The following is a 12331-nucleotide window of genomic DNA, read 5'->3' as shown; positions in this document are numbered from 1 at the left end:
GGAGGGCTTAACTTGCCATTACTAAAATTTGATTTGGTCGAAGGGCGCAGTAAAGAAGAAATCCAAACGATACTTGATATTGCTCATTCAGTAGTCTTAGCGTCTTTTGATGTTCCAACAGGCGATAGGTATCAAATCGTTACGCAGCACAAACCTTTTGAAATGGTGTTAGAAGATACCGGGTTGGGATTTAATAGAGATCCCGCTAAGATGATTTCATTAACCATTATTAGTCGGCAACGAACTACAGCTCAAAAAGAAAAATTTTATCGATCACTGGCACAGCAATTAGATGAGTTATGTGGGATTGCCCCTAAAAACTTACTTGTTTCTTTCGTCATCAATGATGATGCAGATTGGAGCTTTGGCTTTGGAGAAGCTCAGTTTCTGACTGGAAAGCTTTAAGATAAAAAAACACAAAAAAGCCGAAGGGAAATCCCTTCGGCTTACGTCCGAGCACCCCGATGTTTTACGTCGGTTTTATTCCTTTATATTAAATCGTTAAATTTAAATTATTTAGTGATTTCAGAAACAACGCCTGAACCAACAGTACGTCCGCCTTCACGAATAGAGAAACGAGTTCCGTCTTCGATAGCGATTGGGTGGATCAATTCAACGTCCATTGCAACGTTATCACCAGGCATTACCATTTCAACGCCTTCTGGTAATTCAACTACACCAGTTACGTCAGTTGTACGGAAGTAGAACTGAGGACGGTAGTTAGTGAAGAATGGAGTGTGACGTCCGCCTTCTTCTTTTGATAAAACATAAACTTCAGCTTTAAATTTTGTGTGTGGAGTGATTGAAGCAGGTTTTGCCAATACTTGTCCACGTTCGATATCTTCACGTGCAACACCACGTAATAAAGCACCGATGTTATCGCCAGCTTCAGCGTAGTCTAACAATTTACGGAACATTTCAACACCAGTAACTGTTGTTTTAGCAGTATCTTCTTTAATACCAACGATTTCGATTTCGTCACCAACGCGAACTTCTCCACGTTCAACACGGCCAGTAGCAACTGTACCACGTCCAGTGATTGAGAATACGTCTTCGACTGGCATCATGAATGGTTTGTCAGTATCACGAGTTGGAGTTGGGATATACTCATCAACTGCAGCCATTAATTCCATGATTTTTTCTTCGTATGAAGCATCGCCTTCCAAAGCTTTCAAAGCAGAACCAGCGATAACAGGAGTGTCGTCACCTGGGAAGTCATATTCAGATAATAAATCACGAACTTCCATTTCTACTAATTCTAATAATTCTTCGTCATCTACCATATCCATTTTGTTTAAGAAAACAACGATATATGGTACACCAACGTTACGTGATAACAAGATGTGCTCACGAGTTTGAGGCATAGGACCATCAGCAGCAGAAACTACTAAGATAGCTCCATCCATTTGTGCAGCACCAGTAATCATGTTTTTAACGTAATCCGCGTGTCCTGGGCAATCCACGTGTGCGTAGTGACGAGCATCAGTTTCATACTCGATGTGAGAAGTGTTGATTGTGATACCACGTTCTTTTTCTTCTGGAGCGTTATCGATATCAGCATAGTTTTGAGCTTCACCGCCACCGTGTTTAGCTAACACAGTTGCGATTGCAGCAGTTAATGTAGTTTTACCATGGTCAACGTGTCCAATAGTACCAATGTTTACATGGGGTTTAGAACGGTCAAATTTTTCTTTAGCCATTTTAAATGTTCCTCCTAAAATATATGAATTTTTATTTTATTTGATAGATAGTGACAACTACCTGATCATCTTTTATAAGTTTAACCGAAATCGTTCGAAAATCCTAGTCATAAATAAGTAACGACTTATTTCTTAACTATTATGCGTTGTTTCCGCCATTTTTCTTGATGATTTCTTCTTGTACAGATTTTGGTACATCTTCATAGTGGTCAAAGACCATCATAAACGTACCGCGACCTTGTGTTGCTGAACGTAATGTTGTAGCATAACCGAACATTTCAGCTAGAGGCACCATCGCGTTAACGATTTGTGAATTACCGTGTGCTTCCATACCTTCAACACGTCCACGACGACTTGTAACGTGTCCCATGATATCACCTAAGTAATCTTCTGGTACAGTGATCGTTACTTTCATCATTGGTTCTAAAATTACAGGCATTGCTTTTTTAGCAGCCGCACGTAGCGCCATAGAAGCAGCTACACGGAAGGCTGTTTCATTTGAATCGACATCATGGTATGAACCGTCGTAAAGTTTTGCTTTGATATCCACTAATGGATATCCAGCAAGAACACCGTTGTTCATTGATTCTGCCAAGCCTTTTTCAACCGCAGGGATGTATTCACGAGGAACCACACCACCGACGATAGCATTTTCAAATTCGAAGCCTTTACCTTCTTCGTTTGGTGTAAATTCAACCCAGACATGTCCGTATTGACCTTTACCACCAGACTGACGTACAAACTTACCTTCTGCCTGAGTTACAGGAGCACGGAAAGTTTCACGGTATGATACTTGTGGAGCACCAACGTTAGCTTCAACCTTGAACTCACGTTTCATACGGTCTACTAATACGTCTAAGTGCAATTCACCCATACCAGAGATAACTGTTTCACCAGTTTCAACGTTCGTTTCAACGCGGAATGATGGATCTTCTTCTGCAAGTTTTTGCAGCGCTACACCCATTTTATCTTGGTCAGCTTTTGATTTAGGTTCAACAGCTACTTGGATAACTGGTTCTGGGAACTCAATTGATTCAAGAATAACTGGTGAATCTACCGCACATAAAGTATCACCAGTTGTTGTATCTTTCAATCCAACAGCTGCTGCAATATCTCCTGAGAACACTTTGTCAATTTCTTTACGAGTGTTCGCGTGCATTTGTAAAATACGACCGATACGTTCTTTTTTGTCTTTAGAAGCGTTCAATACGTATGAACCACTTTCAAGGACACCAGAATAAACACGGAAGAATGTTAGACGACCTACGAATGGGTCAGTCATCACTTTAAATGCTAGCGATGAGAAAGGTGCTTCGTCATCAGCAGGACGAGTTGTTTCTTCGTCTGTTTTAACGTCGATCCCTTTGATCGCTTCAATATCTAGTGGTGATGGCAAGTAATCAAGAACTGCATCAAGCATTAATTGAACACCTTTATTTTTAAAGGCAGAACCAGCCATTACTGGGAAGAACTCAACGTTGATCGTTGCTTGGCGGATGCCCGCTTTTAATTCTTCGATTGTAATTTCTTCACCATCAAGATATTTCATCATTAGGTCTTCATCAGTTTCAGCAACTGCTTCAACTAATTTTTCACGCCATTCAACTGCTTGATCCATATATTCTTCTGGAATTTCAGTTTCTTGAATGTCTGTACCTAAGTCATTTGTATAGATTTCAGCTTTCATCGTAATTAAATCGATGATCCCTGTGAAGTTATCTTCTGAACCAATTGGTAATTGGATTGGATGAGCGTTAGCTTGTAAACGATCATGTAATGAGTTTACAGAGTATAAGAAATCCGCACCGATTTTATCCATTTTATTACAGAAAACAACACGTGGAACTTTATATTCAGTTGCTTGACGCCAAACTGTTTCAGTTTGAGGTTCCACACCTGATTGTGAGTCAAGAACGGTTACAGCACCATCCAATACACGTAGTGAACGTTGAACTTCAATAGTGAAATCCACGTGTCCTGGTGTATCGATAATGTTTACACGGTACCCTTTCCACTCTGCAGTTGTTGCAGCAGACGTGATCGTGATACCACGTTCTTGTTCTTGTTCCATCCAGTCCATTTGTGATGCACCTTCGTGCGTTTCACCAATTTTGTGGATTTTACCAGTATAGTATAAAATACGCTCTGTTGTTGTAGTTTTACCCGCATCAACGTGCGCCATAATACCGATATTACGAGTGTTTTCTAACGAAAATTCTCTTGGCATTCTAGGTTTCTCCTCTCTTTATTTAAATCGATTGTAAAGTGACTGTCTGCAGTAAAGTTAAATTACATACAGAGAGGATCTTACCAACGATAGTGTGCAAACGCACGGTTAGCGTCCGCCATTTTGTGTGTGTCTTCACGTTTTTTAACAGAAGCACCAGTGTTATTGGCAGCATCCATGATTTCTTTCGCTAGACGTTGTTCCATTGTATGTTCACCGCGTAGGCGAGCATAGTTAACAACCCAACGTAAACCTAAAGTTGTACGACGTTCTGGACGAACTTCAACTGGTACTTGATAGTTAGAACCCCCAACACGGCGAGCTTTTACTTCTAATACAGGCATAACGTTTTTCATTGCTTGTTCGAAAACTTCCAATGGATCGTTCCCTGTAGATTCTTTGATGATATCAAATGAATTATAGATGATATTAGCAGCAATCCCGCGTTTACCATCAACCATTACACGGTTGATCAAGCGAGTTACTAATTTTGAGTTATAAATTGGATCTGGTAAAACATCGCGTTTTGTAACAGGACCTTTACGTGGCATCCGTAACTCCTCCTTCCGAAAATTCTTTATTATATAAGACCTTAGTGATTGTCAAATTATTTAGCAGCTTTAGGCATTTTAGTACCATATTTAGAGCGGCTTTGTTTACGATCTGTAACGCCGGCTGTATCAAGCGCACCACGTACGATATGATAACGTACCCCTGGTAAATCTTTTACACGTCCACCGCGTAATAGTACCACGCTATGTTCTTGTAAGTTGTGACCAATACCTGGGATATAAGCTGTTACTTCGATTAAGTTAGACAAACGAACACGGGCATATTTACGTAAAGCCGAGTTAGGTTTTTTAGGTGTCATTGTTCCCACACGAGTACAAACCCCACGCTTTTGTGGTGAGTTTACGTTCGTTTGAGATTTCTTAAAGCTATTATATCCTTTGTTCAACGCTGGTGAATTAGATTTCTCCACCTTTGATTTACGAGGTTTACGTACTAATTGATTAATTGTAGGCATTCCTTGTTTCCTCCTTCCTCTTTTCGCATCTAGTTCCACACATCCAGGTGGTTCTTTTTTAGCGATAAAAAATAATGCAATCTCTGCACTTATTATCAAATATGCTTCGATAGACAGTCAGCACGTCTCAACGAGAGACCTGTAGATAAAGCACCTTTGCTAGGATAGCATGATAATATACGTATGTCAACCACTTACGAAGTTTTTTTGTATAAAACGAGAGATTATTTAGTATCTTTTTTTCTAGGAGCATTTATATAGTAGAAAATAGGAATCTTTCTAATTCATTCTATCTTTTTTTTTCGTTTAACGGTACAATGTGTTTGATTATTTGAAAGGGGTAAACAAGTGGATGAATCTTAAACAAATGGCAGGAATCGAAGCAGCAAGATATGTAGAAGATGGTATGATCGTAGGCCTGGGAACTGGATCTACTGCAAAATTTATGGTGGATGAAATTGGGCGCCGCGTGAAAGAAGAAGGCTTATCTATCGTTGGTGTCACTACATCAAAAGAAACGGAGCGTCAAGCACTAGCATTAGGTATTCCTTTGAAAGGGATCGATGAGGTTCCTTATGTCGACTTAACGATTGATGGAGCAGATGAAATCAGTGAAGATTTCCAAGGTATCAAAGGTGGCGGTGCTGCTTTATTGTTCGAGAAAATCGTTGCAACCTATTCAAAAAAATGCATTTGGATCGTCGATGATTCAAAACTTGTAAAAAAACTTGGTAAATTCCCGTTGCCTGTTGAAGTCGTTCCATACGGTAGCCAACAACTCGTTCGTTTATTTGAAGAAAAAGGGTTTGCGCCTGTTTTGCGTACCACTCCTAATGAAGAACTATTGGTCACTGACGGTGGCCATTCTATCATTGATCTCCATTTAGAAGAAATCACTGATCCGATTGCATTAGGCACCTATTTAGATCAGTTGGTTGGTGTTGTTGAACACGGATTATTTCTTAATGTTGTTTCAACTGTTATCGTAGGTGGACAAGCAGGGCCAAAAACGATTCATGTATCAGAATAGCAAAACATTTGAAATAGATTTGAAAACAAAGAATAGCATTAAAGAAAGATAAAAAAACACCTATCATTCCATTCGTTTATATGCTACATTTTTAGTATCCTATTTTACTTTTTACTAGAAAGGACGAACGATGAAAATAATTGGTTATGCACGTACAACAATCACAGACAACGATTTAGATGCTCAAATCAAAATCTTATCTGACTTCGGTTGCGACGACGTTTATCATGAATCTTTCGATGTTACAAATGACAAACGTCTCATTTCTGAACTTGATACAATCCTCAACAATTTAGAAGCAGGCGATACCTTAGTTATCTGCCGCTTGAATCGCTTAGGCCGTTCAACCCGCCAGTTGACTGAACTGACACAGACCTTCAAAGGATCTGGCATTCATCTAGTTAGCCTAGATGAAGAAATCGACACGCGCCTTCCAATGGGGGATATTTACTTCAAGTTGATGAATGGGTTGGCAAGGATGGAGTGCGATTTAATCACAGAACGTACTTTGATTGGATTGAAGAATGCTCGAAAAAAAGGCAAAATCGGAGGACGTCCTAAAATTGATACACGGACCGTAAAAAAAATCCGTCACTTATATCATGAAAAGAAAGAAACGATCCAATTTATTTCTTCAAAATGCAATGTTTCCGTTGGAACTTGCTACAAATACATCAATTTACCAGAAGCGGATGTTGCTAAAATTTCTCAATAATAGCAAGTTATTAATGGAAGTGCGTGTTAAGAAGAGTGTTGCCTGAATGCAACACTCTTCTTATTTGTTTTCGCTATTATAGATGTCTATTCCTTTAGACTACTATAAGAACTAGCGCCTCCAGTATTTTTTACTAATTTACAATGGAAATCTATTTTAAAACGGTGTACAATAGAACAGGAAATGAAAGTTTCAGAAACTACAACTCAAAGGAGAGCTATACATGCCAAAATTAGTATTTTCTCGTCATGGACTTAGTGAATGGAATGCGTTGAATCAATTTACAGGTTGGGCTGACGTAGATTTAGCACCACAAGGTGTTGAAGAAGCAATCGAAGGCGGCCGCAAAATCAAAGAAGCTGGAATTGAATTTGATGTAGCGTATACTTCTGTCTTAACTCGTGCTATCAAAACATGTAACTTGCTTTTAGAAAACTCAGATCAATTATGGGTTCCTCAAATCAAATCTTGGCGCTTAAATGAACGTCATTATGGTAAATTGCAAGGTCTAAACAAAAAAGAAACTGCTGAAAAATATGGAGATGACCAAGTACACATCTGGCGTCGTTCTTACGATACTTTACCTCCATTGATGGAAGCAACTGATGAGGGTTCTGCAGCGAATGATCGTCGTTATGCAATGTTGGACCAACGTGATATCCCAGGTGGAGAAAACTTAAAAGTTACGTTAGAACGTGCGTTACCATTCTGGCAAGATGAGATTGCTCCTGCTTTATTAGACAATAAAACAGTCTTAGTGGCAGCTCACGGTAACTCTTTACGCGCTTTAGCAAAACATATCGAAGGTATCTCAGATGAAGATATCATGGATCTTGAAATCCCAACAGGTCAACCACTTGTTTATGAATTAAACGATGATTTAACAGTAGCGAAAAAATACTACTTATAACACTTTAAGCCCTCAGAAACGCAAACGTTTCTGAGGGCTTTTTTAGTTATTACTCTACATTTCAGTATAAGTGTTGTAGCCCATTTTTATTAGCTTCTCGTTATGTGACAACTTCAAAATCGGACATGTTGTATTGAACATAGCATTGCTCCTCTAACAAGTGTACCGTGATCGAGGATCTTACTTTTTCTTGCAATGCATCTTTTGCAACGCTTCACAGTAAAATATCCAGCTTGTAGCAAGAACGTCAATAGATGCTTTCAAATCCGTTCGAATAATAGGACTAATCATTTCAAGCAAATCGGGTTGTTCGATATCTTTAAACTAAGCTTCCCAAAGCACCCAGTTTTTTGAATACGTTTCAGCAAACCATTACCTCATAGAAGTATCCCTTCTCAAGTAGAGATTGTTCGTTAAGCAAAACTAGATTCTGTTAAACATTCACGATAAATCGCTTCAACATCTGATTCCGCTAACGGAACAAAAGCCTCTGTTTTGATTGTACTATGTGCTACCGCTTGTTTCGCCATTTCTTCAAATTTTTCCTCATCAATCCCAACTTCTGGTAATGTCATAGGAATATCGCATGTCTTGAAGAAATCATATGTTGCTTGAATTCCTTTTTTCGCTGCAAGCATTGGGTCTTTCTCGTTGATTCCCCAAACGTTGTGCGCAAACTGAGCAAATCTCGTGACTGTTTTTTCATTAAGAACATAATTCATCCAACGCGGCGTTAAAATAGCCAAGCCAATTCCGTGCGTAATATCATAAAACGCACTTAACTCATGTTCCATCGCATGACATGACCAAACACCATGTTTCCCATTTCTGGTTAAACCGTTCAACGCTAAACTACTTGACCACATTAAGTTAGCACGAGCATCATAATTATCAGGTGTGGCAAGTGCAACTGGACAATTTTTGATGACGGCACGCATTATTCCTTCTGAAACAAAATCTTGTATATCTGTCCCTTCTGTAACATTGAAATAACTTTCAAAAAGATGACTTAGTATGTCTGCAGAACCTGCAGCTGTTTGATAAGTGGGTACTGTAAAAGTATTTTTCGGATCAAGGAAAGAAACTTTTGGAATCATTGATGGTCCACCAATACCTAATTTTTGATTTGTAGTTAGATTCGAAATAACTGCACCAGCATTCATTTCACTACCTGTTGCTGCTAACGTTAAGATGGTAACGATTGGCAACGCCTCGCCTTGATATCCTTTTCGCGCTACGATAATATCCCATGGATCTTCATCGCTATAAACGCCTGCTGCAACCACTTTAGCACAATCGATTGTTGAGCCTCCACCTACTGCCAAAATCACATTCACATCATTTTCGCGACATAGCGCTACGCCACGACGGACCGTTTCAATACGAGGATTCGGTTCTACACCGCTTAATTCGACAACTTTATTATGATTTTTTCCAAGTAATTCTATCACTTGCTCGTACAAACCATTTTTCTTAATACTCCCGCCACCATATACAAGCAACACGTTTTTACCATACACATCTAAAACATCCGTTAACTCTGTGTTTAAGCGGTCTTTTCCAAAACGAATATCTGTTGGTACATAAAATCTAAAATTATCCATTTTTTCTTCCTCCATCCAATCTAAAGTTCATCTTATATGATAGAGCAAGATGGCGAAAACGTCTCTTATTTTGCTCTTACTAGAAATCGTGTTTCGACTATTTTACATACTATCGCTGGGATTTCGCCTGTGGAACTTCTCTCCCTTCGCTCGCCAAGTATTGTGCATCATCCGCTCTGCAAGCAATCGCTTTGATTTACAATAAGGGGGTGGGACATGACTCTACGAGTCACACCCCACCCCTAAGGAATCCAGATAAACGGTGGAAGCAGAAGCAACGCTCTCTTATTTCTCAGAGTTAAATACTTCTCTTCCAACCTCCTGACTATTAACTATTGATCGCAGTTTCTAATCCTACTTCGATCATATCATTGAATGTTGTTTGACGTTCTTCAGCAGTTGTTTCTTCACCTGTTACTAAACTATCACTCACGGTCATAATCGCCAACGCTTGCACATCAAATTTAGCTGCTAAATAATATAATGCGGCAGCTTCCATTTCAATCGCTAAAACACCTAATTTCCCTAATTCAAACACACCATCCATACTATCTTTATAAAAGACATCATCAGACAAAACGTTTCCTACGTGCGTGACAAATCTTTTTTCTTTCGCGACAGTGTATGATTTCAATAGCAAATCAAAATCAGCAATTTGCGGAAAATCATATTTCGGAAAGTCATTACGGATCATCGATGAGGGTGTAGCAGCGGCTTGTGCGATCACTAAATCTCTAACGTTCACTTTTTCAGAAATCGAACCGCAAGTACCTACGCGAATTAATTTTTTAACATCGTAAGAGTTGATCAATTCATGGGCATAAATGGTTGCAGAAGGCATCCCCATTCCTGTTCCTTGAACTGAAACACGTTCACCTTTATATGTTCCTGTATACCCTAACATCCCTCTTACTTGGTTGTAACAAACAGGATTGTCTAAAAACGTTTCAGCGATATATTTCGCACGTAGTGGATCTCCTGGTAGTAAAATTTTATCAGCGATTTCGCCTTGTTTTGCTTCAATATGGACACTCATATTTTTTCTCCTTTATAATGACTCTTTTATAATTCAGCTAACGTTGCTTTGATCAATTCTTTAAACTGTGCTTTAACACGTTCTGTTGTTTCGACAACTTCTGCATGATTCAGACTACTTTGCATGCCAGCGGCTAAGTTCGTGATACATGAAATACCCAAGACCTTCAACCCGCTGTGTGCTGCAACGATTACCTCAGAGACTGTTGACATCCCCACAGCATCAGCTCCCATCACACGAGACATACGAATTTCAGCTGGTGTTTCATACGTTGGTCCAGAATACCCCATGTAGACCCCTTCTTGCAGTGGTACATTTTGCTCTTTTGCCACTTTTTTAGCAATTTCAAAGTAAGCAGGTGTATACGCATGACTCATATCTGGGAAACGAGGTCCCATCGCTTCATCATTTTCCCCAATCAATGGATTATCGCCAGTAAAGTTAATATGATCTGTGATCAACATCAAATTACCTGGTGTGAAGGTTTCATTCACGCCACCTGCAGCATTTGTTACGACCATTGAATGAGCACCTATCGCAGCCATTAATCGAACGGGATAGGTCACTTTTTGCATTGAATGGCCTTCATAATAATGGAAACGACCTTGCATTGCTAAAACTTTTTTCCCGGATAGTGTACCGTAAACTAATTTACCAGCATGTCCAACAACTGTTGAAACCGCAAAATGAGGAACTTCTGAAAAAGGAATCGCAATGGCATCTTCCACTTCATCTGCTAACTCTCCTAAACCAGAACCCAGAATCAAACCAAAATCAACTTCGCCAACACCTTTTTCTTTTAAAAACGCTGTTGTCTCTTTTAACATTTCACCTAGTTTTGTCATCATGTCTCTCCTATACTAGTTTATTTAAAAAGCTTTCGCCGTTTTCTGTTTTTGGAACAGCAAAGTTTTCAGCCACTGTTGCTGAAATATCTGCATAATGCCCTTGCGCTAAACTACCTTGTCCGCTCATTTTTTTGCTGTAAACTAATAATGGAACATATTCTCTAGTGTGATCAGTCCCAGGAAATGTCGGGTCATTTCCGTGGTCAGCTGTAATCATCAGCAAATCATCTTCTTCTAATGACTCAATTATTTCTGGAAGTCTCAAATCAAATGCTTCAATTGCATGTGCATAACCAACTACATCACGACGGTGACCGTATAACGCATCAAAATCAACTAAGTTAGTGAAACTCAAGCCTTCAAAATCTCGTTTCATCACGTTTAGCAATTGATCTACACCGTCCATATTGCTTTTCGTACGCACTGAGTCTGTAATACCTTGACCATTGAAAATGTCGTTGATTTTGCCGACTGCAATAACTTCCTTCCCATTATCCTTTAATGAATCAAGAACCGTTTTGCCAAATGGATCTAAGGCATAATCATGACGGTTACTTGTTCTAGTAAAGTTTCCAGGTTCACCAACATACGGACGAGCGATAATTCGACCGATCATATAAGGTTCATCTTTGGTAATGTCGCGAACATACTGACAAATACGGTATAATTCTTCCAGCGGAATGATCTCTTCATGCGCCGCAATTTGCAGCACTGGATCAGCAGATGTGTATACGATCAAGTCGCCCGTTTCCATTTGATGTTTTCCGTAATCATCTAAAACTGCTGTACCACTGTAGGGCTTATTACAAACTATTTTACGTCCTGAAAATTCTTCGATTTGTTTTAATAATTCTTCTGGAAATCCGTCTGGAAATACTCGGAAAGGTTTTTGAATATTCAAGCCCATAATTTCCCAATGTCCAGTCATAGTGTCTTTTCCAACTGAAATTTCTTCTAATTTCGTTGCATACCCTTTATGCTCAGCAACCGCTTCTACATTGTGAAGCGGGGCAATCGTTCCAAGTCCTAGATTTTCTAAATTAGGAATTGTCAAGCCTGCTTCTTTTGCGATATGTCCTAAAGTATCACTCCCAACATCACCAAACTTTTCAGCATCAGGCGCTTCACCAATCCCGACTGAATCCATCACTATTAAATGTACACGTTTAAACATAACCATCCTTCTTTCTATTGATATTTGTTAAAAAATTTTGAAAGTCAGTCCTGCAAAACT

General features: G+C 39.3%; 12 protein-coding genes. 4 read left to right on the top strand and 8 right to left on the bottom strand.

Annotation, left to right across the window (positions count from 1 at the left end; translation table 11 throughout):
- Window positions 1–12: 12 nt before the first annotated feature.
- Window positions 13–405: a tautomerase family protein gene (locus tag IGJ34_RS01700; RefSeq protein ID WP_430597980.1), complete on the top strand. Its 393-nt coding sequence runs from the start codon at window positions 13–15 to the stop codon at window positions 403–405.
- A 107-nt stretch (window positions 406–512) separates the two neighbouring features.
- Here the strand turns inward: IGJ34_RS01700 and tuf are convergent, their stop codons facing one another.
- The 4 genes from tuf to rpsL all read right to left on the bottom strand — a co-directional run bounded on the left by tuf (window position 513) and on the right by rpsL (window position 4954).
- Window positions 513–1700 (bottom strand): elongation factor Tu, encoded by a 1188-nt coding sequence (gene tuf / locus IGJ34_RS01695; protein ID WP_010761693.1) that lies wholly within the window; start codon window positions 1698–1700, stop codon window positions 513–515.
- Window positions 1701–1839: 139 nt separating this feature from the next.
- Window positions 1840–3927: an elongation factor G gene (gene fusA, locus IGJ34_RS01690; protein WP_069654067.1), complete on the bottom strand. Its 2088-nt coding sequence runs from the start codon at window positions 3925–3927 to the stop codon at window positions 1840–1842.
- Between the two features lie 80 nt (window positions 3928–4007).
- Entirely contained in the window at window positions 4008–4478 is a 471-nt protein-coding gene (rpsG, locus tag IGJ34_RS01685; RefSeq protein ID WP_010761695.1) for a 30S ribosomal protein S7, read from the bottom strand.
- Between the two features lie 56 nt (window positions 4479–4534).
- On the bottom strand, window positions 4535–4954 hold the full coding sequence (gene rpsL, locus IGJ34_RS01680) for a 30S ribosomal protein S12 (RefSeq protein WP_010761696.1): 420 nt from the start codon (window positions 4952–4954) through the stop codon (window positions 4535–4537).
- A 352-nt stretch (window positions 4955–5306) separates the two neighbouring features.
- On the opposite strand from rpsL, the gene rpiA reads away from it, so the two are divergent.
- From rpiA to gpmA, 3 genes are all read left to right on the top strand, one after another.
- Window positions 5307–5984, top strand: coding sequence for a ribose-5-phosphate isomerase RpiA (gene rpiA, locus IGJ34_RS01675; RefSeq protein ID WP_206835424.1), 678 nt, complete (start codon window positions 5307–5309; stop codon window positions 5982–5984).
- Between the two features lie 130 nt (window positions 5985–6114).
- A complete protein-coding gene (locus IGJ34_RS01670; RefSeq protein WP_069654069.1) occupies window positions 6115–6699 on the top strand; it encodes a recombinase family protein in 585 nt (194 codons plus the stop codon).
- A gap of 223 nt (window positions 6700–6922) precedes the next feature.
- Complete coding sequence (gpmA, locus tag IGJ34_RS01665) at window positions 6923–7609, top strand: 2,3-diphosphoglycerate-dependent phosphoglycerate mutase (protein WP_025869861.1); 687 nt, start codon at window positions 6923–6925, stop codon at window positions 7607–7609.
- A gap of 413 nt (window positions 7610–8022) precedes the next feature.
- Here the strand turns inward: gpmA and IGJ34_RS01660 are convergent, their stop codons facing one another.
- The 4 genes from IGJ34_RS01660 to deoB form a co-directional block, all read right to left on the bottom strand.
- A complete protein-coding gene (locus tag IGJ34_RS01660) occupies window positions 8023–9213 on the bottom strand; it encodes an iron-containing alcohol dehydrogenase (RefSeq protein WP_206848409.1) in 1191 nt (396 codons plus the stop codon).
- 328 nt (window positions 9214–9541) lie between these two features.
- Window positions 9542–10249, bottom strand: a complete 708-nt coding sequence (deoD, locus tag IGJ34_RS01655) for a purine-nucleoside phosphorylase (protein WP_069654071.1) — start codon at window positions 10247–10249, stop codon at window positions 9542–9544.
- 26 nt (window positions 10250–10275) lie between these two features.
- Window positions 10276–11094: a purine-nucleoside phosphorylase gene (locus IGJ34_RS01650; RefSeq protein WP_430597979.1), complete on the bottom strand. Its 819-nt coding sequence runs from the start codon at window positions 11092–11094 to the stop codon at window positions 10276–10278.
- Window positions 11095–11104: 10 nt separating this feature from the next.
- Complete coding sequence (gene deoB, locus IGJ34_RS01645) at window positions 11105–12271, bottom strand: phosphopentomutase (RefSeq protein WP_069654073.1); 1167 nt, start codon at window positions 12269–12271, stop codon at window positions 11105–11107.
- Window positions 12272–12331: the final 60 nt, after the last annotated feature.

Origin of the sequence: Enterococcus sp. AZ177 (assembly GCF_050544585.1) — a bacterium.
GTDB lineage: Bacteria > Bacillota > Bacilli > Lactobacillales > Enterococcaceae > Enterococcus_L > Enterococcus_L plantarum.
Note: the sequence above shows the minus strand (reverse complement) of the source record. Positions and strands in the feature narration are given on the sequence as shown.

What these genes read in the sequence shown, in the direction of transcription:
- fusA (WP_069654067.1), bottom strand. Translation starts at nt 3,927, where the DNA reads ATGCCAAGAGAATTTTCGTTAGAAAACACTCGTAATATCGGTATTATG.
- gpmA (WP_025869861.1), top strand. Translation starts at nt 6,923, where the DNA reads ATGCCAAAATTAGTATTTTCTCGTCATGGACTTAGTGAATGGAATGCG.
- rpsL (WP_010761696.1), bottom strand. Translation starts at nt 4,954, where the DNA reads ATGCCTACAATTAATCAATTAGTACGTAAACCTCGTAAATCAAAGGTG.
- IGJ34_RS01650 (WP_430597979.1), bottom strand. Translation starts at nt 11,094, where the DNA reads ATGACAAAACTAGGTGAAATGTTAAAAGAGACAACAGCGTTTTTAAAA.
- rpsG (WP_010761695.1), bottom strand. Translation starts at nt 4,478, where the DNA reads ATGCCACGTAAAGGTCCTGTTACAAAACGCGATGTTTTACCAGATCCA.
- tuf (WP_010761693.1), bottom strand. Translation starts at nt 1,700, where the DNA reads ATGGCTAAAGAAAAATTTGACCGTTCTAAACCCCATGTAAACATTGGT.
- IGJ34_RS01670 (WP_069654069.1), top strand. Translation starts at nt 6,115, where the DNA reads ATGAAAATAATTGGTTATGCACGTACAACAATCACAGACAACGATTTA.
- rpiA (WP_206835424.1), top strand. Translation starts at nt 5,307, where the DNA reads ATGAATCTTAAACAAATGGCAGGAATCGAAGCAGCAAGATATGTAGAA.
- deoD (WP_069654071.1), bottom strand. Translation starts at nt 10,249, where the DNA reads ATGAGTGTCCATATTGAAGCAAAACAAGGCGAAATCGCTGATAAAATT.
- IGJ34_RS01660 (WP_206848409.1), bottom strand. Translation starts at nt 9,213, where the DNA reads ATGGATAATTTTAGATTTTATGTACCAACAGATATTCGTTTTGGAAAA.
- deoB (WP_069654073.1), bottom strand. Translation starts at nt 12,271, where the DNA reads ATGTTTAAACGTGTACATTTAATAGTGATGGATTCAGTCGGGATTGGT.